General features: G+C 64.2%; 31 protein-coding genes. 1 reads left to right on the top strand and 30 read right to left on the bottom strand.

All coding sequences use genetic code 11. The annotated features are described in order from the left end of the window. The first annotated feature begins 218 nt into the window (after positions 1–218). Positions 219–1,751 (top strand): DUF2235 domain-containing protein, encoded by a 1,533-nt coding sequence (locus tag MEU52_RS11250; protein WP_238121356.1) that lies wholly within the window; start codon positions 219–221, stop codon positions 1,749–1,751. A 76-nt stretch (positions 1,752–1,827) separates the two neighbouring features. Here MEU52_RS11250 and rplQ read toward each other — a convergent pair whose 3' ends face one another. The 30 genes from rplQ to rpsG all read right to left on the bottom strand — a co-directional run bounded on the left by rplQ (position 1,828) and on the right by rpsG (position 20,474). Beyond that, a complete protein-coding gene (gene rplQ, locus MEU52_RS11245) occupies positions 1,828–2,253 on the bottom strand; it encodes a 50S ribosomal protein L17 (protein ID WP_238121355.1) in 426 nt (141 codons plus the stop codon). A gap of 72 nt (positions 2,254–2,325) precedes the next feature. Continuing rightward, positions 2,326–3,348, bottom strand: a complete 1,023-nt coding sequence (locus MEU52_RS11240) for a DNA-directed RNA polymerase subunit alpha (RefSeq protein ID WP_238121435.1) — start codon at positions 3,346–3,348, stop codon at positions 2,326–2,328. A gap of 137 nt (positions 3,349–3,485) precedes the next feature. Further along, a complete protein-coding gene (gene rpsK, locus MEU52_RS11235) occupies positions 3,486–3,875 on the bottom strand; it encodes a 30S ribosomal protein S11 (RefSeq protein ID WP_234050032.1) in 390 nt (129 codons plus the stop codon). Positions 3,876–3,996: 121 nt separating this feature from the next. After that, positions 3,997–4,365 carry a 30S ribosomal protein S13 gene (gene rpsM, locus MEU52_RS11230; protein ID WP_238121354.1) on the bottom strand — a complete coding sequence of 123 codons (369 nt, stop codon included), beginning with the start codon at positions 4,363–4,365 and terminating at the stop codon, positions 3,997–3,999. Positions 4,366–4,695: 330 nt separating this feature from the next. Further along, positions 4,696–5,283, bottom strand: a complete 588-nt coding sequence (locus MEU52_RS11225) for an adenylate kinase (protein WP_238121353.1) — start codon at positions 5,281–5,283, stop codon at positions 4,696–4,698. After that, positions 5,283–6,617 (bottom strand): preprotein translocase subunit SecY, encoded by a 1,335-nt coding sequence (gene secY / locus MEU52_RS11220; RefSeq protein WP_238121434.1) that lies wholly within the window; start codon positions 6,615–6,617, stop codon positions 5,283–5,285. Before secY ends, MEU52_RS11225 begins: the two co-directional genes overlap by 1 nt. 248 nt (positions 6,618–6,865) lie before the next feature. Further along, positions 6,866–7,351 (bottom strand): 50S ribosomal protein L15, encoded by a 486-nt coding sequence (gene rplO / locus MEU52_RS11215; RefSeq protein WP_238121352.1) that lies wholly within the window; start codon positions 7,349–7,351, stop codon positions 6,866–6,868. 11 nt (positions 7,352–7,362) lie between these two features. Continuing rightward, positions 7,363–7,551: a 50S ribosomal protein L30 gene (gene rpmD, locus MEU52_RS11210; RefSeq protein ID WP_238121351.1), complete on the bottom strand. Its 189-nt coding sequence runs from the start codon at positions 7,549–7,551 to the stop codon at positions 7,363–7,365. 30 nt (positions 7,552–7,581) lie between these two features. After that, entirely contained in the window at positions 7,582–8,139 is a 558-nt protein-coding gene (gene rpsE / locus MEU52_RS11205) for a 30S ribosomal protein S5 (protein WP_238121350.1), read from the bottom strand. Between the two features lie 17 nt (positions 8,140–8,156). After that, on the bottom strand, positions 8,157–8,519 hold the full coding sequence (gene rplR, locus MEU52_RS11200; protein ID WP_238121349.1) for a 50S ribosomal protein L18: 363 nt from the start codon (positions 8,517–8,519) through the stop codon (positions 8,157–8,159). 12 nt (positions 8,520–8,531) lie between these two features. Beyond that, complete coding sequence (gene rplF / locus MEU52_RS11195; RefSeq protein WP_238121348.1) at positions 8,532–9,065, bottom strand: 50S ribosomal protein L6; 534 nt, start codon at positions 9,063–9,065, stop codon at positions 8,532–8,534. Between the two features lie 16 nt (positions 9,066–9,081). Beyond that, the gene (rpsH, locus tag MEU52_RS11190; protein WP_238121347.1) at positions 9,082–9,480 is read right to left on the bottom strand and encodes a 30S ribosomal protein S8; all 399 of its coding nucleotides are present in this window, start codon (positions 9,478–9,480) and stop codon (positions 9,082–9,084) included. Positions 9,481–9,490: 10 nt separating this feature from the next. Further along, complete coding sequence (gene rpsN, locus MEU52_RS11185) at positions 9,491–9,796, bottom strand: 30S ribosomal protein S14 (RefSeq protein ID WP_238121346.1); 306 nt, start codon at positions 9,794–9,796, stop codon at positions 9,491–9,493. A 141-nt stretch (positions 9,797–9,937) separates the two neighbouring features. Then, positions 9,938–10,492 (bottom strand): 50S ribosomal protein L5, encoded by a 555-nt coding sequence (gene rplE, locus MEU52_RS11180; RefSeq protein WP_238121345.1) that lies wholly within the window; start codon positions 10,490–10,492, stop codon positions 9,938–9,940. Continuing rightward, positions 10,485–10,802, bottom strand: a complete 318-nt coding sequence (rplX, locus tag MEU52_RS11175; protein ID WP_238121344.1) for a 50S ribosomal protein L24 — start codon at positions 10,800–10,802, stop codon at positions 10,485–10,487. Before rplX ends, rplE begins: the two co-directional genes overlap by 8 nt. Continuing rightward, on the bottom strand, positions 10,802–11,170 hold the full coding sequence (rplN, locus tag MEU52_RS11170) for a 50S ribosomal protein L14 (protein WP_138398138.1): 369 nt from the start codon (positions 11,168–11,170) through the stop codon (positions 10,802–10,804). Before rplN ends, rplX begins: the two co-directional genes overlap by 1 nt. Before the next feature lie 203 nt (positions 11,171–11,373). Continuing rightward, positions 11,374–11,622, bottom strand: a complete 249-nt coding sequence (gene rpsQ, locus MEU52_RS11165; protein WP_238121343.1) for a 30S ribosomal protein S17 — start codon at positions 11,620–11,622, stop codon at positions 11,374–11,376. A 7-nt stretch (positions 11,623–11,629) separates the two neighbouring features. Then, positions 11,630–11,842 (bottom strand): 50S ribosomal protein L29, encoded by a 213-nt coding sequence (gene rpmC / locus MEU52_RS11160; RefSeq protein WP_238121342.1) that lies wholly within the window; start codon positions 11,840–11,842, stop codon positions 11,630–11,632. A 10-nt stretch (positions 11,843–11,852) separates the two neighbouring features. Continuing rightward, complete coding sequence (gene rplP / locus MEU52_RS11155) at positions 11,853–12,266, bottom strand: 50S ribosomal protein L16 (protein ID WP_238121341.1); 414 nt, start codon at positions 12,264–12,266, stop codon at positions 11,853–11,855. A gap of 29 nt (positions 12,267–12,295) precedes the next feature. Then, entirely contained in the window at positions 12,296–13,039 is a 744-nt protein-coding gene (rpsC, locus tag MEU52_RS11150; protein ID WP_238121340.1) for a 30S ribosomal protein S3, read from the bottom strand. Further along, positions 13,039–13,419 (bottom strand): 50S ribosomal protein L22, encoded by a 381-nt coding sequence (gene rplV, locus MEU52_RS11145; RefSeq protein ID WP_238121339.1) that lies wholly within the window; start codon positions 13,417–13,419, stop codon positions 13,039–13,041. Before rplV ends, rpsC begins: the two co-directional genes overlap by 1 nt. Positions 13,420–13,425: 6 nt before the next feature. Then, entirely contained in the window at positions 13,426–13,704 is a 279-nt protein-coding gene (gene rpsS, locus MEU52_RS11140; protein WP_238121338.1) for a 30S ribosomal protein S19, read from the bottom strand. 11 nt (positions 13,705–13,715) lie between these two features. Continuing rightward, positions 13,716–14,549 (bottom strand): 50S ribosomal protein L2, encoded by an 834-nt coding sequence (gene rplB / locus MEU52_RS11135; protein ID WP_238121337.1) that lies wholly within the window; start codon positions 14,547–14,549, stop codon positions 13,716–13,718. Positions 14,550–14,574: 25 nt separating this feature from the next. After that, entirely contained in the window at positions 14,575–14,880 is a 306-nt protein-coding gene (locus tag MEU52_RS11130) for a 50S ribosomal protein L23 (protein WP_238121336.1), read from the bottom strand. Then, a complete protein-coding gene (rplD, locus tag MEU52_RS11125) occupies positions 14,877–15,497 on the bottom strand; it encodes a 50S ribosomal protein L4 (protein ID WP_238121335.1) in 621 nt (206 codons plus the stop codon). The genes MEU52_RS11130 and rplD overlap by 4 nt, the downstream gene beginning before the upstream one ends. After that, positions 15,497–16,228, bottom strand: a complete 732-nt coding sequence (gene rplC, locus MEU52_RS11120; RefSeq protein ID WP_238121334.1) for a 50S ribosomal protein L3 — start codon at positions 16,226–16,228, stop codon at positions 15,497–15,499. The genes rplD and rplC overlap by 1 nt, the downstream gene beginning before the upstream one ends. A gap of 23 nt (positions 16,229–16,251) precedes the next feature. Further along, complete coding sequence (gene rpsJ, locus MEU52_RS11115) at positions 16,252–16,560, bottom strand: 30S ribosomal protein S10 (RefSeq protein WP_012113701.1); 309 nt, start codon at positions 16,558–16,560, stop codon at positions 16,252–16,254. Positions 16,561–16,643: 83 nt separating this feature from the next. Next, positions 16,644–17,834, bottom strand: a complete 1,191-nt coding sequence (gene tuf / locus MEU52_RS11110) for an elongation factor Tu (RefSeq protein WP_238121333.1) — start codon at positions 17,832–17,834, stop codon at positions 16,644–16,646. Between the two features lie 75 nt (positions 17,835–17,909). Next, positions 17,910–19,985 carry an elongation factor G gene (fusA, locus tag MEU52_RS11105; protein WP_238121332.1) on the bottom strand — a complete coding sequence of 692 codons (2,076 nt, stop codon included), beginning with the start codon at positions 19,983–19,985 and terminating at the stop codon, positions 17,910–17,912. A gap of 18 nt (positions 19,986–20,003) precedes the next feature. Continuing rightward, positions 20,004–20,474 (bottom strand): 30S ribosomal protein S7, encoded by a 471-nt coding sequence (rpsG, locus tag MEU52_RS11100; RefSeq protein WP_238121331.1) that lies wholly within the window; start codon positions 20,472–20,474, stop codon positions 20,004–20,006. Positions 20,475–20,498: the final 24 nt, after the last annotated feature.

Genomic DNA, 20,498 nt, shown 5'->3' with positions numbered 1-20,498 from the left:
CGCCTCTACCGTTGGTGAACCCATGCCGCGCGGGCCGGCAGCTCCGATGCAGCGCTTGCGATGCCGCACCTGAGAGCGGCGCTTGCGCCCGCGAAGACCTATACCCCCACGCTCTCGATAAGGGCAGCACAGTGGCGTGAGGCAGGCATACACTATCACACCATTTAGTTGTACTTGCCGAAATCACAGCTACACTTGCGGCGTCCAGGAGGGGAGCCATGGGACGCAATATCGTCATTTTTTCGGATGGCACCGCGCAAGCCGGCGGCATCACCTTCGACGAGCGCCGCTCGAATATCTACAAGCTCTACCGCGCCACGCGCTGCGGCCCGGATTCCATCATCGACCCGAAAGATCAGACCGCCTTCTACGATCCCGGCCTCGGCTCGGCGCTGGATGGTGATGGCCCCTACCGCGGCATCCTGCGAGGGCCCTATACCCTCATCAGCAAGGCGACAGGCTTCGGCATCACCGCCAACATCATCGATTGCTACGCCGCTCTCATCCGCATGTGGCAGCCCGGCGACCGCATCTTCCTCTTCGGCTTCAGCCGCGGGGCCTACACCGTGCGCTGCCTGTCCGGCGTCATCCGCTGGTGCGGCATCCCCACCCGCATGCCCGACGGAAGCCCGCTGCCGCTCGATGGCTACGGATCCCGAAAGCTCGCCACCCAGGCCGTGAAGCAGGTCTATCAATTCACCACCTCCCGCCCGAAGCCGAAAGCCACTCCCCGCCAGCTCTTCCTCCTGAATACCCGTGAGCAGCTCGCTGCCCGCTTCCGCGCCGAACATGGCTCAGCCGATCCGGACGACCCGGACCGCCCCAATGTCATGCCCTATTTCATCGGCGTGTTCGACACGGTCGCCGCTCTCCTGGATCCACCGAAATTCGCCGTGCTGCTCCTCGCCGTCGTCCTCGCCTGTGTTGGCCTGGTGGCCGTGCTCTCCGTCTATTTCGGGATCTCCCCCGGTGCGAGCATCCTCCTCACTCTGCTCGCCGCCCTGCTCTGCGGCGTGCTCCCCTATCTCTTTACGCATCTCAAATTCACCTTCTCCCTCCCGGACCAGAGCCTGGCCGACAAACTGCGAACCCTTCATCTCACCGATCTGGTTCAGACCTTCGCCGATACCTCCCTCGACGGCCATGTGCCTTACGCCAAGCACGCCCTCTCCATCGACGAGAACCGAGCGGCATTCGCCCGCGTCCCGTGGGCATCTGATTATGCCCCCGCCCTCGGCGAACGCGACGGCGCCGGCCACATCCGCTTCGAGCAGGTCTGGTTCGCAGGCGTGCACTCCGACGTCGGCGGCAGCTATGCGGAAGATGAATCGCGGCTGTCCGACATTCCGCTCCAATGGATGCTGGACTGGGCCACCGGCATCCCCAACGGCCTGCTCTATGATCCGACCGTGCTGCGGCTCTACCCCGATCCGAGCGGCCTGCAACACGACGCCCGGCGGGAGGGTTTCGGCCTGATCACCCGCTGGTTTCGCCTGACCTATGGCCGGGGCGACCGCAACCTTGACGTGGAGGCCATCCTCCACCCCACGGTCTACGACCGCCTTGATGCCGCAACGGTCGGCATCTACGACCACCGTGCTCCTTATCGCCCGGGCGCCCTCGGGGAACACAAAGACAGCAAGCCCTTGTATGAGCTTCGGCCGGGCGCTCCCCCATGCAAGGTCGCGCGCTCCCGGAAGTGCGAGCTCCCCCCGTCGCGCGCGCCGCAGCCAGGCCCGACCTCGGCATAAACGCACTGCCTTCCGCCAAACAAAAAGGGCGGCCACGGGGCCGCCCTTTTCGATCTCATGAAGCGATGGCTGAAGCTCAGGCGGCCTCAGCCTCGCTGGCTTCGGCGGCGGCGCGCGCACGGTCGGCGGCGCCCTTGGCCTCCACGTCACGATCAACGAACTCGATCACGGCCACAGCGGTGTTGTCGCCATAGCGGAAGCCCGCCTTGATGATGCGCGTGTAACCACCCGGACGGCCGGCATAGCGGGGCGCCAGAACCTCAAACAGCTTCTTCACCACGGCCAGGTCGCGCAGCTCGGCGATGGCCTGACGACGGGCGTGCAGATCGCCGCGACGGGCCAAGGTCACCAGCTTCTCGACCACGGGACGCAGGTCCTTGGCCTTGGGCAGGGTGGTGACGATCTGCTCATGGGTGATGAGGGCACCGGCGAGGTTGGAGAACATCGCCTTGCGATGCTCCGCGGTGCGGTTGAATTTGCGATAAACCTTGCCGTGACGCATGACGGCGAACTCCTGAAAGCTGACGGCGGCGAGCCGAAGGGTTGCGCGGCTCGAGCCGCTGTTGGGTTCAGATCAGTAGTGTTCCTCGAAGCGCTTGGCCAGCTCTTCGATATTCTCCGGCGGCCAGCCGGGCACTTCCATGCCCAGGTGCAGGCCAAGCGAAGCAAGCACTTCCTTGATCTCATTGAGCGACTTGCGGCCAAAGTTCGGAGTCCGGAGCATTTCCGTCTCGCTCTTCTGGATCAGGTCGCCGATGTAGACGATGTTGTCGTTCTTCAGGCAGTTCGCCGAACGGACGGAGAGCTCGAGCTCGTCCACCTTCTTCAGCAGTGCCGGAGAGAACGGCAGCGTCTGGATGGCGGCAGCCTCGCTCTCGCGCTTGGGCTCCTCGAAGTTCACGAAGATCTCAAGCTGGTCCTGCAGGATACGGGCCGAATAGGCGAGCGCGTCCTCAGGCGAGATCGAACCATCGGTCTCGATCTGCAGCGTGAGCTTATCGTAATCGAGGATCTGCCCGGCGCGGGTGTTCTCCACCTTGTAGGAGACCTTCCGAACCGGCGAGTAGAGGCTATCGATCGGAATGAGGCCGATCGGCGCATCCTCGGGACGGTTGCGATCCGCCGGCACATAGCCCTTGCCGGTGTCGACCGTGAACTCGACGCGCAGCTCCGCGCCTTCGTCCAGGGTGCACAGCACCAGTTCCGGGTTCAGCACCTGGATATCGCCGACCGTCTGAATGTCGCCGGCATAGAGCACGCCGGGACCGGTCTTCTTCGCCACCATCCGCTTCGGGCCATCGCCCTGCATCTTGATGGCGATGTCCTTCACGTTGAGGATGATGTCCGTCACATCCTCACGCACGCCCGGAATGGACGAGAACTCGTGCAGCACGCCGTCGATGTGGATCGACGTCACCGCCGCCCCCTGGAGCGACGACAGCAGAATACGGCGCAGCGCATTGCCCAGCGTCATGCCGAAGCCACGCTCCAGCGGCTCCGCCACCACCGTGGCGAGGCGCTGGGGATCGCTGCCCGCAGTCACGTGCAGCTTCTCGGGCTTGATCAGCTCTTGCCAGTTCTTCTGAATCACTTGCATCACCTTGCTTTCTCGCCAGGCCGTCACTGCTGCCGGGGTATCGACCTCATCCGGAGGTGCTGGCCCGTCCCGATCGCGGGGAGGAGAAACCGGGCAAACGATCCGCAGGACGCGTGTCCCACGGGGTCAAGAGCGGATCAGACGCGACGACGCTTACGCGGGCGGCAACCGTTGTGCGGGATCGGCGTCACATCGCGGATGGAGGTGACGAGGAAGCCGGCTGCCTGCAGCGCCCGCAGAGCCGACTCACGTCCCGAACCGGGACCCGACACCTCGACCTCGAGGGTGCGCATGCCATGCTCGGCGGCCTTGCGCGCCGCATCCTCAGCCGCAACCTGGGCAGCATACGGAGTGGACTTGCGCGAGCCCTTGAAGCCCATGGCACCGGCCGACGACCAAGAGATCGTGTTGCCCTGCGCGTCGGTGATGGTGATCATGGTGTTGTTGAACGAGGCGTTCACGTGAGCAACGCCGGACGCGATGTTCTTGCGCTCGCGACGACGAACGCGGGTAGCTTCCTTAGCCATACTCTTTTCGATCCTTCAAGCGCGCCCGTAATCCCAGGCGCTCGGGATGGCCCCTTGCGGGACCGGGAGGAACCGGAAGGGGCGGCAGCGCCACCCCTTCCTCAAGCCGCCAGGCGGCCGATCACTTCTTCTTGCCGGCGATGGGCTTGGCCGGACCCTTGCGGGTGCGGGCATTGGTGTGCGTCCGCTGACCACGCACCGGCAGGCCGCGACGATGACGCAGACCGCGATAGCAGCCGAGGTCCATCAGCCGCTTGATGTTCATGGCGACTTCCCGACGCAGGTCACCTTCCACGATGTAGTCGCGGTCGATGGTTTCGCGAATCTGCAGCACTTCCTGGTCGGTCAGCTGATTCACGCGGCGCTCGGCCGGGATGCCCACCTTCTCCACGATCTCCTGCGCCTTCTTGGCACCGATGCCGTGGATATACTGAAGTCCGATGACCACGCGCTTGTTGGTCGGGATGTTGACGCCTGCAATACGAGCCACTGCTCTCTCCATGTGTCGCGCGGCGAAGCCGCCGGCGCGCATTGGCCATTCGCGTCCGGTGGAGGCCGGCCCTTGCGAATGAAAAAACGCTTAAGGAAGCGACAAAGACGCCCATCCTCCCCGGGCTCTTCCGACCTGGGCGAACGGCACCTAATTCCGAAGCGAGGGAATGCCCATAGCGGGGATTCCCTGTCTCGTCAACCCAGAGCGCGACGCTTTGCCGCACACTCTCTGCCTCACCCCGCTCAACAGAGCGACCGCCACAGCAAAGAAAGCCACCGCGCCCAGTTGGACGTGGCGGCCTGCGTCAACGCACTCCCAAGCTACGGCTCAGGCCGCCTGCTTCAGCACGCCGGCGATCGCCTCGGTGACCGCATCGATGGGCATCATGCCATCAATCTGCTTGAGCTGGCCGCGCGCCTTGTAATAGGGCGCCACGACGGCGGTATCACGATTGTAGGCGGCAAGGCGGCTCTTGAAGACGTCCGGGTCGTCGTCCTTGCGCACAACCTCGCCCTTCGCCTGGGCCTCGGCGGCACGATTGAGGATGCGGTTCACCAGCTTCTCCTGGTCGACCACCAGTTCGATGACCGCGTCCAGCTTGATTCCCTTTTCCGCCAGCATCCGGTCCAGCGCCTCAGCCTGCGCCACGGTGCGGGGGAAGCCATCGAGAATGAAGCCGTTCTTCGCGTCTGGCTGGGCCAGGCGATCGGCGATGATGCCGATGACGATCTCGTCGGAAACCAGCCCGCCGGCCTCCATGACCTCTTTCGCCTTCAGCCCGATGGGCGTCTGCGCTGCAACCGCGGCGCGCAGCATGTCACCAGTGGACAGCTGAACGATGCCATGGCGCGACACCAGCCGCTGCGCCTGCGTCCCCTTCCCCGCCCCGGGCGGCCCAAGCAGTACCAGCCTCATCACTTTCTCCTCCCCCCACGCAGCTTCGCCTTCTTGACCAGTCCTTCGTACTGGTGGGCGAGCAGGTGGCCTTGAATTTGGGACACAGTGTCCATCGTGACGCTGACCACAATCAAGAGCGACGTTCCACCGAAATAGAACGGAACAGCCGCGTAGGAAATCAGCAGTTCGGGGAAGAGGCAAACCGCCGCGATGTAGGCCGCACCCACCACGGTGATGCGGGTGAGCACATAGTCGATATATTCCGCCGTCCGCTCACCGGGGCGAATGCCCGGGATGAAGCCGCCATGCTTCTTCAAATTGTCGGCCGTCTCCACCGGATTGAACACGATGGCCGTGTAGAAGAAGCAGAAGAACACGATCAGAGCCACATAAAGCGCCATATAGAGCGGACGACCGTGGCCGAGGAAGGCCGTGATGGTCTGCAGCCACTCCGGCCCACTGCCCTGCGTGAAGCTGGCAATGGTGGTCGGAATCAGCAGCAGCGAGGAGGCGAAGATCGGCGGAATGACGCCGGAGGTGTTGAGCTTGAGCGGCAGATGTGACGACTGCCCCTCATAGATTCGATTCCCCACCTGGCGCTTGGGATACTGAATCAGCAGCCGGCGCTGGGCCCGCTCCATGAAGACGATGAAGGCGATCACCACCACCACCATCAGCAGCACGCCGAGAATCGCCACCGTGGAGATGGCCCCCTCTCGCCCGAGCTCCAGCGTGCGCACGAACGCGCCCGGCAGCTCAGCGACGATGCCGCCGAAAATGATGAGGGAGGTGCCGTTGCCGATGCCGCGCGAGGTGATCTGCTCACCCAGCCACATCAGGAACATGGTGCCACCGGTGAGTGTGATCACGGTGCTGATGCGGAAGAACCAGCCGGGATCCGCCACCACGCTGCCGGAGCCCTCAAGGCCGACGGCGATACCGTACGCTTGGAACAGCGCCAGGACGACGGTGAGGTACCGGGTATACTGGTTGAGCTGCTTGCGACCCGCCTCGCCTTCCTTCTTCAGCGCCTCCAGCGTGGGTGACACGCTGGTGAGAAGCTGAATGATGATGGAGGCCGAAATGTACGGCATGATGTTCAGGGCGAAAATGGCCATCCGCTCGACGGCGCCGCCCGAGAACATGTTGAAGAGGCCAATGATCCCGTTCTGCGCGTTCTTGAACACGTCGGCCAGGGCATCAGGATTGATGCCCGGCATCGGGATATAGGTGCCAAGCCGATAGATGATGAGCGCGCCAAGCGTGAACCAGATGCGCTTCTTCAGCTCCTCGGCCTTGCCGAGAGCACCAAAATTGAGGTTCGCCGCGAGTTGTTCCGCCGCCGAGACCATGCCTTGCTCCGCTGGACGCCGCCCGGTTATGGGCAGCCCTGATATATGGGCGGGATCTGCGGTGCCAAGGCGGCGCCGACACATCGCCGCAGAACGCACATACCCGGCACGAGGCCGGGTTGCCAAGGGGCCATTCGGATCTTGCCGCGGGCACCGTCACGCTCAACGCCAGTTGCGCACCCTCGATACCAGCTGCGAACCCGCCCCGCCACGCGAAACGGCCGGGCGCTGGGCCCGGCCGCAATTCCTCACACCGCTTCGGCGGCAACCGTCGGCGGAGCAAGAAGGATCACCTTCCCGCCCAGGCCCTCCACCGCCGCAACCACCGACTTGGTGGCATAGGCGACTTCGAGGGTCACCGCGGCCTTCAGCTCACCGCCGCCCAGCACCCGCACGCCCGCCTTGGGACGACGCAGAACATTGGCGGCCACCAGCGCCGACACGGTGATCGGCTGGCCAGCCTCGAGCTTGCCGGCATCAAGCGCCTCCTGGATACGGCCCAGGGACACTTCGTTGTAGTCCACGCGGAAGATGTTGTGGAAGCCACGCTTCGGCAGGCGCCGATGCAGCGGCATCTGACCGCCTTCGAACCCCTTCACGGCGACGCCGGTGCGGGACTTCTGGCCCTTCACGCCGCGACCGCCGGTCTTGCCCTTGCCGGAGCCGATGCCGCGACCCACGCGGATCCGGCTCTTGCGGGCACCGGGATTGTCCCGGATCTCATCGAGCTTCATGGTTCAGCTCCTCACTCCCCCTCGACCACGCGGACGAGGTGGGCGACCTTCGCGATCATGCCGCGAACGGCCGGCGTATCCTGGAGAGTGGAGCGGCGATGCCGCTTGTTCAGCCCAAGACCCTTGAGGGTCGCTTCCTGGACGAACGGGCGGCGGATCGGCGAACCGATCTGCTCCACGGTGATGGTCTTGTCGCTCATGGCGCGCTCCTAATCGTCGGTTCGCGCCGCTCAGTCGGTCGCTTCCGCGTCTTCGACGCGGCGGCGGGACTGAAGCTGCGAGACCTTGAGGCCACGGCGCGCGGCAACCGAGCGCGGGCTGTCCTGGTTCTTCAGCGCGTCGAAGGTGGCGCGGATCATGTTGTAGGGGTTGGAAGACCCGAAGGACTTCGCCACCACGTCATGCATGCCGAGCGTCTCGAAGACGGCGCGCATCGGGCCGCCGGCGATGATGCCGGTACCGGCCGGGGCGGCGCGAAGCACCACCTTGCCGGCGCCGTGGTGGCCATGCACGTCATGGTGCAACGTCCGGCCTTCCCGCAGCGGCACACGGATCAGAGCCCGCTTGGCGCTTTCGGTCGCCTTGCGGATCGCCTCCGGCACCTCGCGGGCCTTGCCGTGGCCGAAGCCAACGCGACCCTTCTGATCACCCACCACAACCAGGGCGGCGAAGCCGAAACGACGGCCGCCCTTCACCACCTTGGCGACGCGATTGATGTGGACCAGCTTGTCCACAAACGTGTTGTCGCGATCTTCGCGCTCCTGGCGCTGTTCCCGTTCACGGGCCATTGCTCAACGTCCTCGCGTCAGAACTGAAGGCCGCCCTCGCGGGCCGCTTCAGCGAGCGCCTTGACGCGCCCATGATAGATGTATGCGCCACGGTCGAACACGACCGTAGACACGCCCTTCGCCAGCGCCCGCTCGGCCACCAGCTTGCCAATGGTCTTGGCCGCATCGGTGTCCGCGCCGGTCTTGAGCGAGGAGCGCAGCTCCTTCTCCAGGCTCGACGCGGAAGCGAGGGTTTCCCCCTTCGCGTCGTCGATGACCTGCGCATAGATGTGCTGCGACGTGCGATGCACCGACAGGCGCGGGCGTCCGTTCGCGGCAACACGAATGGCGCGGCGCACCTTGGCCTTGCGGCGCGCCAGCGCCTCCAAATCCTTAGCCATGGTCCGCCTCCGTTACTTCTTCTTGCCTTCCTTACGGAAGATGAATTCGCCCGCGTACTTCACACCCTTGCCCTTATAGGGCTCGGGGCCGCGGAACTCACGGATTTCAGCCGCCACCTGGCCGACCTGCTGCCGGTTGATACCGGAGACGATCACCTCAGTGGGTTTCGGCGTGACGATCTGGATGCCTTCCGGGATCGCGTAGAGCACGTCGTGGCTGTAGCCCAGCGACAGGTTGAGGGTCTTGCCCTGCACGGCGGCCTTGTAGCCGACGCCGGTGATCTCGAGCTTTTTCTCGAAGCCCTTGGTCACACCCTCGACCAGGTTCGCCACCAGCGTGCGGGACATGCCCCACATAGCCTTGTGGCGGTTGGACTCGCCGGTCATGGAAAGCAGGATCTCGGATCCCTCGAGCTTGGCGGCAATTTCTTCCACCAAGGTCAGCTCGAGGGCGCCCTTCGGACCCTTCACCTTCACCGTCTGCCCGCTCAGCGAGGCCGTGACGCCCGCCGGAATGGCGACGGGAAGCTTGCCGATCTTCGACATTCTATCCTCCTTCGCCTCAGAAGACGGTGCAGAGCACTTCGCCACCAACGTTCTTGTCGCGGGCTTCGTGGTCGGCCATCACGCCCTGCGGCGTGGAGACGACGGCGATGCCGAGACCGTTGGCAACTCGGGGCAGGTTCTTCACCGAAGCATAAACGCGCCGGCCGGGCTTCGAGACACGGGCGATCTCGCGGATCACCGGCACGCCATCGAAATACTTGAGCTCGATCTCGAACTCGCTGCGGCCATTGCCCTGGTCCGTGGTGGTGTAACCGCGGATATAGCCCTCATCGCGCAGCACATCGAGCACCGAGGCACGAAGACGCGAGCCGGGGCTCTGGGTCTTGTCCTTGCGGCGCATCTGCGCGTTGCGGATACGGGTGATCAGATCGCCGATGGGATCATTCACAGACATGCGATCCTCCTCACCAGCTCGACTTCACGAGACCAGGAATCATGCCCTGGTTGCCGAGCTCACGCAGTGCCACACGGCTCATCTTGAGCTTCCGATAGAACGCACGGGGACGACCCGTGACCTCGCAACGATTGCGGATCCGGATCTTCGCGCCGTTGCGCGGCATCTGCGCCAGCTTCAAGGACGCCTGGAAGCGCTCCTCGATCGGCAGCGTCTTGTCGTTCACGATCGCCTTCAGACGCGCGCGCTTCGCCGCCTGGCTGGCTGCCAGCTTGCGGCGGCGCTCGTTCGTCTCGACCGCGCTCTTCTTCGCCATCTCTTGCTCCTGTTCTCCGCGTTTGAGGGCGCGTTCTCACCCCCTCACGGCCGGAAAAGCACTCGAAACAGTCACTCGGTCGCCGCACCCCTTACGGAGACGGCGAGGGGCGCACCGAATCGAAGCGCCCCTTCTAATCGATCACTGGCGGAAGGGGAAGTTAAAGGCCTTGAGCAGCGCCCGGGCCTCGTCGTCCGTCTTCGCCGTGGTGCACACGATGATGTCCATGCCCCAGATCTGCTCGACGCGGTCGTAGTTGATCTCGGGGAACACAATGTGCTCCTTGATGCCCATGGCGTAGTTGCCACGGCCATCGAAGCTCTTGGGGTTGAGCCCGCGGAAATCGCGAACACGCGGCAGAGCCATGGTCACGAGCCGGTCGAGGAACTCATACATGCGCACCTTGCGGAGGGTCACCTTGGTGCCCACCGGCTGGTTCTCGCGCAGCTTGAAGTTCGAGATCGCCTTGCGGGCGCGAGTGAGCACCGGCTTCTGGCCGGCGATCAGCGCGAGATCCGCGGCGGCGGTCGTCGCCTTCTTGGTGTCGGCGGTGGCTTCGCCCACGCCCATGTTGATGACGATCTTCTCGATCGTCGGCACTTCCATGGGGTTCTTGTAGCCGAACTGCTCGATCAGCTTCGGCCGCACCACGGTGTCGTAATGGGCGCGGAGCCGCGGGGTATACGCCTCAGCCATCGATCTTCTCCCCGGAGCGCTTGGCCACGCGGACCTTGTTCCCGTCCTCCAGCACCTGGAAACCGACGCGGGTGGGCTTGCCATCCTTAGGATCGGCCACCGCAATGTTCGACAGGTGGATGGGGGCCTCCTTCGAGATGATCCCACCTTCCTGGTTCGCGGTCTGGCGCTGGTGGCGCTTGACGACGTTCACGCCGCGCACGAGCGCGCGCTCGTCCTTCGGCATGACCTGGATAACCTCGCCGGTGCGGCCCTTGTCGCGGCCAGCGAGGACGACGACCTTGTCGCCCTTCTTGATCTTCGCGGCCATCACAGCACCTCCGGCGCCAGCGAGATGATCTTCATGTGGTTCTTGGAGCGCAGCTCGCGCGGAACCGGTCCGAAGATACGGGTGCCGACGGGCTCCTTGTTGTTGTTGATCAGCACGGCCGCATTGCGGTCGAAACGGATCACGGAGCCGTCAACGCGACGAATGTCCTTGGCGGTGCGAACCACCACGGCCTTCATCACATCGCCCTTCTTCACGCGGCCCCGCGGAATGGCTTCCTTGACCGACACCACGATGATGTCGCCCACGTGAGCGTACTTCCGCTTCGAGCCGCCAAGCACCTTGATGCACATGACACGACGCGCACCGGAATTGTCCGCCACGTCGAGATTGGTCTGCATCTGGATCATGACGCACCTGTTCTCGTCATCCGGCGCCACCGGATGACCGGCTTTGCCTTAATCCTCACTCCCCGTGCCCGCTCATCGAACACGAGGTCGCCGCGATGCGGTCTCCTCTCGCCGGCCGGTTTCCCGGAACACGACAACGGACCCAGCGTCGGGGCACCTTCCCTCACCCGGATGACTCACCCGGGTGAGAAGCCTTGAAGCTCTCAGACCTCAGCCCGCTTCTCGCCCTGGACCACGATCCAGTTCTTCAGCTTGGAGAGCGGCCGATGCTCCTCGATCCAAACCGTATCGCCCACCTTCCAGGCATTCGCCTCGTCATGGGCATGATACTTCTTGGACCGCCGAACGGTCTTCTTGAGCAGCGGATGGGTGAAGCGCCGCTCCACCCGGACCACCACGGTCTTGTCGGTCTTGTCGCTCACCACGACGCCCTGGAGCACGCGCTTCGGCATCGCTTCCTCACTTCGCCTTCTGCGCCGGCGCACCGGCACGCTTCTGGTTCTGCACGGTGATGATCCGCGCGATATCGCGACGAATCACCTTGGACCGCGCAGTGTTCTCCAGCTGACCCGTCGCCTTCTGGAAGCGCAGGTTGAACTGTTCCTTCTTCAGCTTCAGCAGCTCATCGGCGAGCTGATCGGGGCTGAGGGCCCGAACGTCCTCGGCTTTCATGAGCCTCTCCTCACTCGGCGATGCGCTGGATGAAGCGCGTCTTGATCGGCAGCTTCGCGGCGGCGAGGGTCAACGCCTCGCGGGCGAGCTCCACACTCACGCCGTCGATCTCGAACATGATGCGACCGGGCTTGATCTTGGCCGCCCAGTACTCCGGCGCGCCCTTGCCCTTACCCATACGCACTTCGGTGGGCTTGGACGAGACGGGCACATCGGGGAACACGCGGATCCACACACGGCCGGCACGCTTCATGTGACGGGTCATGGCACGACGGGCCGCCTCGATCTGGCGGGCCGTCACGCGCTCCGGCTCCATGGCCTTGAGGCCAAACTCGCCGAAGTTGAGGTCCGTACCGCCCTTGGCGACGCCGTGAATGCGTCCCTTGAACTGCTTACGGAACTTGGTGCGCTTGGGTTGCAGCATGGCTTAATCGCCTTCTTTCTCGCCGGCCGTCAGGCGCGCTCGCCGCGGTCACCGCGGTCACGATCGCCCCGCTCGCGCCGCTGGGGACGCGAAGAAGGCCCGGCTTCCTGCTCGGCCTGGCGCTTGTCCTGCGCCATCGGATCGTGCTCGAGGATCTCGCCCTTGAAGATCCACACCTTGACACCGCAGGTGCCGTAGGTGGTGAAGGCGGTCGCCGTGCCATAATCCACGTCAGCGCGCAAGGTGTGCAGCGGCACGCGACCTTCGCGATACCACTCCAGGCGCGCGATCTCAGCCCCGCCCAGACGGCCGGAACAGTTGATACGAATGCCTTCCGCGCCCAGACGCATCGCCGACTGCACGGCGCGCTTCATGGCGCGGCGGAATGCCACACGGCGCTCCAGCTGCTGGGCGATGGAGTCGGCCACCAGCTTGGCGTCGATCTCAGGCTTCCGAATCTCGACGATATTGATGAAGACTTCCGAGGTGGTCATCTCGGAAACCTTGCGGCGCAGCTTTTCGATGTCCGCGCCCTTCTTGCCGATCACCACACCCGGGCGGGCCGAGTAGATGGTGACACGGCACTTCTTGTGCGGACGCTCGATCACGACCTTGGCCACGGCCGCCTGCTTGAGCTGCTTCAGCAGCATCTCGCGGATCTTGATGTCTTCGTGCAGCAGCTTGCCGTACTCGCCCTTGTTGGCGAACCAGCGGCTGTCCCACGTGCGGTTGATGCCGAGCCGGAGCCCGACCGGATTGACCTTCTGACCCATCAGGCCCGCTCCTCGACTTCCCGCACCACGATGGTGATGTGGGAGAAGGGCTTCTCGATCCGCGAGGCGCGACCGCGCGCCCGCGGCGAGAACCGCTTCATCACCAGACCCTTACCCACATGCGCCTCGGCGACGATCAGATCGTCCACGTCGAGCTCGTGGTTGTTCTCGGCGTTGGCGATCGCGCTCTCGAGGCACTTCTTCACATCACGGGCGATCCGCTTGTGAGAGAACTCGAGATCGGCGAGAGCCGTCGCCACCTTCTTGCCGCGGATCAGGCCCGCGACCAGATTCAGCTTCTGAGGCGACACGCGCAAATTACGCGCAACCGCCTTGGCTTCGTTGTCCGCGAGCGCGCGGGGCTTTGCCTGCTTACCCATGACCGATCACCGCCGCTTCGACTTCTTGTCGGCCGCGTGTCCGTAGTAGGTCCGCGTGGGGGCGAACTCACCGAACTTGTGACCGATCATGTCTTCGGTGACCGACACGGGCACATGCTTCTGCCCGTTATAGACGCCGAAGGTGAGCCCCACGAACTGGGGCAGGATGGTGGAGCGACGGCTCCAGATCTTGAGCACGTCCCTGCGACCCGAACCCTGAGCGGCTTCCGCCTTCTTCAGGAGGTAGCCGTCGACGAACGGGCCCTTCCAAACCGACCGTGTCATCTGTCAGGCCCTCACTTCTTCCGCTTGTGGCGGCTGGACACGATGAACTTGTCCGTCGCCTTGTTGCTGCGGGTCTTCTTGCCCTTGGTGGGAATGCCCCAGGGCGTGACCGGATGCCGGCCACCCGAGGTGCGGCCTTCGCCGCCGCCGTGCGGATGGTCAACCGGGTTCATGACGACGCCGCGGTTATGCGGGCGCTGGCCAAGCCACCGGTTCCGCCCGGCCTTGCCGAGCGAGATGTTCATATGGTCCGGGTTGGACACCGCCCCGACCGTCGCATAGCAGGCGCCATGCACCAGGCGCTGCTCGCCCGAGTTCAGACGAAGGATGACATAACCCTCGTCGCGACCCACGATCTGCGCGTAGCTGCCGGCAGAGCGGGCGATCTGGCCGCCCTTACCCTGCTTCAGCTCCACGTTGTGCACGATGGTGCCCACCGGCAGCGAAGACAGCGGACCGGCATTGCCGGGCTTCACGTCCACCTGCGAACCAGCGATCACCTGATCGCCAACCGCTAGACGCTGCGGCGCCAGGATGTAGGCAAGCTCACCATCCTCATACTTGATGAGGGCGATGAAGGCGGTGCGGTTGGGATCGTACTCGATCCGCTCCACGCTCGCGGCAACATCACGCTTGGTGCGCTTGAAGTCCACCAGACGGTAGGTCTGCTTATGGCCGCCGCCGCGGAAGCGGACGGTGATGCGGCCATTGTTGTTACGGCCGCCCGATGAGCTCTTGCCCTCGGTCAGCGTCTTCACCGGCTTGCCCTTGTAGAGGCCGGAGCGGTCCACGATCACGAGCTGGCGAAGGCTCGGCGTGACCGGCTTGAAATGCTTCAGCGCCATGGTCTTATCCCGTTCCCCTCGGCTCTCAGAGGCCCGTGGTGATGTCGATCTTCTGGCCCTCTTCGAGGGTCACGACAGCCTTCTTGACGTCGCTCTGGACGCCCTTGCGGCCGCGGAAGATCTTCACCTTGCCCTTACGGACCAGCGTGTTGACGCTCTTGACCTTCACGTCGAAGAGCTTCTCCACCGCTTCCTTGATCGCCGGCTTGGTGGCGGTCTTGGCCACGTTGAAGACGACCTTGCTCTGCTCGCTCGCGGTGGTAGCCTTTTCAGTGATCACCGGCGAGACGATGACGTCGTAATGACGCGGCTCGATGTTGCGCGTGCTCATTTGAAGCGCGCCTCCAGCGCGTCCACGGCGGCCTTGGTCAGGACCAGCTTGTCGCGGCGCAGGATGTCATAGACGTTGATGCCCTGCACGGGCAGCACGTCCACATAAGGCAGGTTGCGGGCGGCAAGCGCCACGTTCTGCTCCACCTCAGTGCCATCGACGATGAGCACCGACGCCCAGCCCAGCTGCGCGAAACGGTCCTTCAAAGCCTTGGTCTTCGGATCGGTGAGCGACACTTTGTCGAGCACCACGATCTGCTCCGCCTTCAGCTTGGACGACAGAGCATGCTTGAGCGCCAGCGCGCGCACCTTCTTCGGCAGATCGAACGCATGGGAGCGCACGACCGGACCGAAGGCGCGACCGCCGCCACGGAACTGCGGCGCAGACGCCGCGCCATGGCGGGCATTACCGGTGCCCTTCTGCTTGTACATTTTCTTGGACGTCCGGTTGATCTCCGAACGTCCCTTGGTGCGGTGCGTGCCGGCCTGACGGCGGGCCAGCTGCCAGGTCACCATGCGGTGCAGGATGTCTGCGCGGGGCTCGAGACCGAAGATCTCGTCCGCCAGAGTCACCGAGCCCGCGTCAGCGCCGTCGAGCGTCTTGACGGTGAATTCCATCACGCGCCCTCCCCATTGGTGGCTTCGACCGCGGGCGCCTCAGCGGCAGCCTCGGAACCGAGCTTGAACGCACCCGGCTTCGGGGCATCAGCCGGCAACTTCTTCTTCACCGCATCACGCACGGTGATCCAGCCACCGGCGTGCCCGGGCACGGCACCCTCGACCGCGATCAGGCCACGCTCCACGTCGGTCATCACGACCTTCAGGTTCTGCGTGGTGACGGTCACGTCGCCCATATGGCCCGGCATCTTCTTGTTCTTGAAGGTCTTGCCAGGGTCCTGACGACCACCGGTCGAACCAATCGAACGATGCGAGATGGACACGCCGTGAGAGGCGCGCAGGCCGCCGAAGTTGTGACGCTTCATACCGCCGGCAAAACCCTTACCAACGGTGGTGCCTGTCACGTCCACATACTGGCCCACCACGAAGTGGTCGACGGTGATCTCGGCACCCACCGGGATCAGAGCCTCTTCCGGGACCCGGAACTCGGCCATCTTCCGCTTGGGCTCAACCTGAGCCACCGCGAAATGGCCGCGCTCGGCGCGGGTCACGTTCTTCGGCTTGCGACGGCCAGCACCAAGCTGGACCGCAACGTAGCCATTCTTATCGAGCGTACGGTGGGCAACCACCTGGCAGCTCTCGACTTTCAGCACAGTGACCGGCACGTGCTCACCAGCATCGGTAAAGATGCGGGTCATGCCGACCTTCTGGGCGATGACGCCTGACCGCATGGTCGTGTCTCCTCGCCTCTCGTTCAGAGCTTGATTTCGACGTCAACGCCGGCGGCGAGGTCGAGCTTCATCAGCGCGTCCACCGTCTGGGGCGTCGGATCGACGATATCGAGCAACCGCTTGTGAGTACGCATCTCGAACTGCTCGCGCGACTTCTTGTCGATGTGCGGAGAGCGATTCACGGTGAACTTCTCGATCCGCGTGGGCAGCGGGATCGGGCCGCGCACCTGCGCACCCGTGCGCTTGGCCGTGGCGACGATCTCACGCGTCGACGCATCGAGGATGCGGTGATCGAACGCCTTCAGGCGAATTCGAATGTTCTGGCCGTTCATGGCTCAAAGGCTCCGGGAATGAAGGGCACGCGCACCGCGCTGACCGCGCCGGGCGGCGTGCCCCCGTTTCTTTTCGTTACGGATCACTCGATGATGGACGCGACCACGCCGGCGCCGACGGTACGACCGCCTTCACGGATGGCGAAGCGCAGCTTCTCTTCCATGGCGATCGGCACGATCAGCGCCACGTCCATGGACACGTTATCGCCGGGCATCACCATCTCGGTGCCTTCCGGCAGGGTGCACACGCCGGTCACGTCCGTGGTGCGGAAGTAGAACTGCGGGCGGTAGTTGGTGAAGAACGGCGTGTGACGCCCGCCCTCTTCCTTGGTCAGGATGTAGGCTTCGGCCTTGAACTTGGTGTGGGGCTTCACCGAGCCGGGCTTGCACACCACCTGGCCACGCTCCACGTCCTCGCGCTTGGTACCACGCAGCAGGATGCCGACGTTGTCACCGGCCTGACCCTGGTCGAGCAGCTTGCGGAACATCTCGACGCCGGTCACCGTGGTCTTCACGGTGGGACGGATGCCGACGATTTCCACTTCCTCGCCGACCTTGATGATGCCGCGCTCCACGCGACCAGTCACCACGGTGCCACGGCCGGAGATCGAGAACACGTCCTCGATGGGCATCAGGAACGGCAGGTCCACCGGGCGCTCCGGCTGCGGGATGTAGGCGTCGACCGCCTCCATCAGCTTGAGCACTGCATCGCGGCCGAGAGCCGGATCACCGTTCTCAAGCGCCACCAGCGCGGAACCACGAATGATCGGGATATCATCGCCGGGGAAGTCGTACTTGGAGAGGAGCTCGCGCACCTCCATCTCGACCAACTCCAGCAGTTCCGGATCGTCGACCATATCGCACTTGTTCAGGAACACCACCAGGGCCGGCACGCCAACCTGACGGGCGAGCAGGATGTGCTCGCGGGTCTGCGGCATGGGGCCGTCGGCGGCGGACACCACCAGGATCGCGCCGTCCATCTGCGCCGCGCCGGTGATCATGTTCTTCACATAGTCGGCGTGCCCGGGGCAGTCGACGTGCGCGTAGTGGCGGTTCTGCGTCTCATACTCCACGTGGGCCGTGGAGATGGTGATACCGCGGGCCTTCTCTTCCGGCGCCTTGTCGATCTGGTCGTAGGCGGTGAAGGTGGCGCCGCCGGTCTCGGCCAGCACCTTGGTGATCGCAGCGGTCAGCGAGGTCTTGCCATGGTCAACGTGACCAATGGTGCCGATGTTGCAGTGCGGCTTCGACCGATTAAACTTTTCTTTGGCCATGGGACGCTCCGTCGGGTCTCTCTGGCGTGATCTCTAGGGTGAATGGGGCTCAGGCCCACGCTGACGCTTGAAGCGTCAGGCGTATTTGGCCTGAACCTCCTGAGCGACGTTCGACGGCACCTGTTCGTAGTGGTCGAACTGCATGGTGAAGGTGGCACGGCCCTGGCTGAACGAACGCAGGGTGTTCACGTAGCCAAACATGTTCGCCAGCGGCACCATCGCGTTGATCACGTTGGCATTGCCGCGCATGTCCTGGCCCTGGATCTGACCCCGGCGAGAGTTCAGGTCGCCGATCACCGAGCCGGTGTAATCCTCGGGAGTGACCACCTCGACCTTCATGATCGGCTCCAGCAGCACCGAGCCGCCCTTCTGCAGGGCTTCACGGAAACCGGCGCGGGACGCGATCTCGAACGCCAGAGCGGACGAGTCCACTTCGTGGAAGGCGCCATCGATCAGCTGAACCTTCACGTCCACCACCGGGAAGCCGGCCAGCACGCCAGCGCCGAGCACGCTCTCGAGGCCCTTCTGGACACCCGGGATATACTCCTTCGGCACCGCGCCGCCGACGATCACGCTCTCGAACTCGAAGCCCTTGCCGGCCTCGTTCGGCTCCACCACGAACTTCACCCGCGCGAACTGGCCGGTACCACCGGTCTGTTTCTTGTGGGTGTAGTCCACCTCGGTCTTCTTCGTGAGAGTCTCACGATAGGCAACCTGCGGGGCGCCGATGTTGGCGTCGACCTTGTAGGTCCGCTTCAGGATGTCGACCTTGATGTCGAGGTGCAGTTCGCCCATCCCCTTGAGGATGGTCTGGCCGCTCTCGTGATCGGTCGCCACGCGGAAGGACGGATCCTCGGCAGCCAGCTTCGACAGGGCAATGCCCAGCTTCTCCTGGTCGGCCTTGGACTTCGGCTCGATGGCGATCTCGATAACGGGTTCGGGGAACTCCATCTTCTCGAGGATCACCGGCTTGTCGGTCGAGCACAGCGTGTCACCGGTGCGGACTTCCTTGAGGCCGGCGAGGGCGACGATGTCACCCGCATAGGCTTCCTTGATGTCCTCACGGTTATTGGCATGCATGAGCAGCATCCGACCCACGCGCTCGCGCTTGTCGCGGGTCGAGTTCAAAAGGCTCATGCCGGTTTCCATCACGCCCGAATAGACGCGGCAGAAGGTGATGGTGCCCACGAAGGGGTCGTCCATGATCTTGAAGGCCAGCACCGACAGGGGCTCGGCGTCCGACGGCTTGCGGTCGGTCTCTTCCTCGGTCTTGAAGTCGATGCCCTTGATGGCGCCGCGATCCACCGGAGACGGCAGGAAGTCCACAACGGCGTCGAGCAGGGGCTGAACACCCTTGTTCTTGAAGGCCGAGCCGCAGAACACGGGGTTGAACTTCCGACCGATGACCGCGAGACGGATCAGGCGCTTCAGGGTCGCTTCGTCCGGCTCGGTGCCGTCGAGATAAGCGGCCATGGCATCGTCGTCGAGCTCGACGGCGGCCTCAACCAGCTTATTGCGATACTCGGCAGCCTTGTCGGCGAGGTCGGCCGGGATCTCTTCGTCGTGGAACTTGGCGCCAAGCGCCTCGTCTTCCCACACCACCGCCTTCATGCGAACGAGGTCGATGATGCCCTTGAAGTTGCTCTCGGAACCGATCGGCAGCTGGCAGCACACCGGGTTGCCGGCGACGCGATCCACGATCATCTCGACGCAGCGGTAGAAGTCAGCGCCGATCTTGTCCATCTTGTTGACGAACACGATGCGCGGCACGTTGTACTTGTCCGCCTGGCGCCACACCGTCTCGGTCTGCGGCTCCACACCCTGGTTGCCGTCGAGCACGCACACGGCGCCGTCCAGCACACGCAGGGAGCGCTCCACCTCGATGGTGAAGTCCACGTGCCCGGGGGTGTCGATGATGTTCAGGCGCTTGCCCTGCCAGAAAGCGGTCGTCGCGGCAGACGTGATGGTGATGCCGCGCTCCTGCTCCTGGGTCATCCAGTCCATAGTGGCAGCGCCATCATGGACTTCGCCGATCTTGTGGCTCTTGCCGGTGTAGTAGAGGATCCGCTCAGTGGTCGTGGTCTTGCCGGCATCGATGTGAGCCATGATGCCGAAGTTGCGGTAGTCCTCGATCGCGTGAGTACGGGGCATGGAAGTCGTCCTCTCCGATCACCAGCGGTAATGCGAGAACGCCCGGTTGGCTTCAGCCATGCGGTGCGTGTCTTCGCGTTTCTTCACGGCAGCGCCGCGGTTGTTGGCAGCATCGAGCAGCTCGGCGGACAGACGCTCCACCATGGTCTTCTCGTTGCGGGCCCGGGCCGAGGCGATCAGCCAGCGGATGGCCAGGGTCTGGCGCCGCTCGTTCCGCACTTCCACGGGCACCTGATAGGTGGCACCACCCACGCGGCGGGAGCGAACCTCCACCGCCGGCGCAACGTTCTCGAGCGCCTGGATGAAGACTTCCACCGGATCGTGCTTGGCCTTGGCCTCGACAACGTCGAGAGCGCCATACACGATGGTCTCAGCCACCGACTTCTTGCCATCGCGCATGACGGAATTCATGAAGCGCGACAGGGTGGTGGAGCCATACTTCGCGTCCGGAATGACTTCGCGGCGCTCGGCCTTGTGACGACGTGACATCGTTCAGTTCCTCACTTCAGCCGG

This window comes from Xanthobacter sp. NM-25 (assembly GCF_022138605.1).
Classification (GTDB): Bacteria; Pseudomonadota; Alphaproteobacteria; order Rhizobiales; family Xanthobacteraceae; genus Xanthobacter.
The sequence above is the reverse complement of the archived record's forward strand: the minus strand, read 5'-3'. Positions and strand labels throughout refer to the sequence as shown.

Excerpts from the sequence above, each read along its gene's own strand:
- rplV (WP_238121339.1), bottom strand. The coding sequence starts at position 13,419 with ATGGGTAAGCAGGCAAAGCCCCGCGCGCTCGCGGACAACGAAGCCAAG.
- rplB (WP_238121337.1), bottom strand. The coding sequence starts at position 14,549 with ATGGCGCTGAAGCATTTCAAGCCGGTCACGCCGAGCCTTCGCCAGCTC.
- rpsC (WP_238121340.1), bottom strand. The coding sequence starts at position 13,039 with ATGGGTCAGAAGGTCAATCCGGTCGGGCTCCGGCTCGGCATCAACCGC.
- tuf (WP_238121333.1), bottom strand. The coding sequence starts at position 17,834 with ATGGCCAAAGAAAAGTTTAATCGGTCGAAGCCGCACTGCAACATCGGC.
- rplR (WP_238121349.1), bottom strand. The coding sequence starts at position 8,519 with ATGGCTAAGGATTTGGAGGCGCTGGCGCGCCGCAAGGCCAAGGTGCGC.
- MEU52_RS11225 (WP_238121353.1), bottom strand. The coding sequence starts at position 5,283 with ATGAGGCTGGTACTGCTTGGGCCGCCCGGGGCGGGGAAGGGGACGCAG.
- rpsH (WP_238121347.1), bottom strand. The coding sequence starts at position 9,480 with ATGTCTGTGAATGATCCCATCGGCGATCTGATCACCCGTATCCGCAAC.
- rplN (WP_138398138.1), bottom strand. The coding sequence starts at position 11,170 with ATGATCCAGATGCAGACCAATCTCGACGTGGCGGACAATTCCGGTGCG.
- rplF (WP_238121348.1), bottom strand. The coding sequence starts at position 9,065 with ATGTCGAAGATCGGCAAGCTTCCCGTCGCCATTCCGGCGGGCGTCACG.
- rplP (WP_238121341.1), bottom strand. The coding sequence starts at position 12,266 with ATGCTGCAACCCAAGCGCACCAAGTTCCGTAAGCAGTTCAAGGGACGC.
- rpsE (WP_238121350.1), bottom strand. The coding sequence starts at position 8,139 with ATGGCCCGTGAACGGGAACAGCGCCAGGAGCGCGAAGATCGCGACAAC.
- rplO (WP_238121352.1), bottom strand. The coding sequence starts at position 7,351 with ATGAAGCTCGATGAGATCCGGGACAATCCCGGTGCCCGCAAGAGCCGG.
- rplX (WP_238121344.1), bottom strand. The coding sequence starts at position 10,802 with ATGGCCGCGAAGATCAAGAAGGGCGACAAGGTCGTCGTCCTCGCTGGC.
- rplD (WP_238121335.1), bottom strand. The coding sequence starts at position 15,497 with ATGGAATTCACCGTCAAGACGCTCGACGGCGCTGACGCGGGCTCGGTG.
- MEU52_RS11240 (WP_238121435.1), bottom strand. The coding sequence starts at position 3,348 with ATGCAAGTGATTCAGAAGAACTGGCAAGAGCTGATCAAGCCCGAGAAG.
- MEU52_RS11130 (WP_238121336.1), bottom strand. The coding sequence starts at position 14,880 with ATGAGCACGCGCAACATCGAGCCGCGTCATTACGACGTCATCGTCTCG.
- fusA (WP_238121332.1), bottom strand. The coding sequence starts at position 19,985 with ATGCCCCGTACTCACGCGATCGAGGACTACCGCAACTTCGGCATCATG.
- rpsN (WP_238121346.1), bottom strand. The coding sequence starts at position 9,796 with ATGGCGAAGAAGAGCGCGGTCGAGACGAACGAGCGCCGCCGCAAGCTG.
- rpsS (WP_238121338.1), bottom strand. The coding sequence starts at position 13,704 with ATGACACGGTCGGTTTGGAAGGGCCCGTTCGTCGACGGCTACCTCCTG.
- rplQ (WP_238121355.1), bottom strand. The coding sequence starts at position 2,253 with ATGCGTCACGGCAAGGTTTATCGCAAATTCAACCGCACCGCGGAGCAT.
- rpsQ (WP_238121343.1), bottom strand. The coding sequence starts at position 11,622 with ATGCCGAAGCGCGTGCTCCAGGGCGTCGTGGTGAGCGACAAGACCGAC.
- MEU52_RS11250 (WP_238121356.1), top strand. The coding sequence starts at position 219 with ATGGGACGCAATATCGTCATTTTTTCGGATGGCACCGCGCAAGCCGGC.
- secY (WP_238121434.1), bottom strand. The coding sequence starts at position 6,617 with ATGGTCTCGGCGGCGGAACAACTCGCGGCGAACCTCAATTTTGGTGCT.
- rpsJ (WP_012113701.1), bottom strand. The coding sequence starts at position 16,560 with ATGAACGGCCAGAACATTCGAATTCGCCTGAAGGCGTTCGATCACCGC.
- rpsK (WP_234050032.1), bottom strand. The coding sequence starts at position 3,875 with ATGGCTAAGGAAGCTACCCGCGTTCGTCGTCGCGAGCGCAAGAACATC.
- rpmD (WP_238121351.1), bottom strand. The coding sequence starts at position 7,551 with ATGAGCGACAAGACCATCACCGTGGAGCAGATCGGTTCGCCGATCCGC.
- rplE (WP_238121345.1), bottom strand. The coding sequence starts at position 10,492 with ATGGCTGAGGCGTATACCCCGCGGCTCCGCGCCCATTACGACACCGTG.
- rpmC (WP_238121342.1), bottom strand. The coding sequence starts at position 11,842 with ATGAAAGCCGAGGACGTTCGGGCCCTCAGCCCCGATCAGCTCGCCGAT.
- rplC (WP_238121334.1), bottom strand. The coding sequence starts at position 16,228 with ATGCGGTCAGGCGTCATCGCCCAGAAGGTCGGCATGACCCGCATCTTT.
- rpsG (WP_238121331.1), bottom strand. The coding sequence starts at position 20,474 with ATGTCACGTCGTCACAAGGCCGAGCGCCGCGAAGTCATTCCGGACGCG.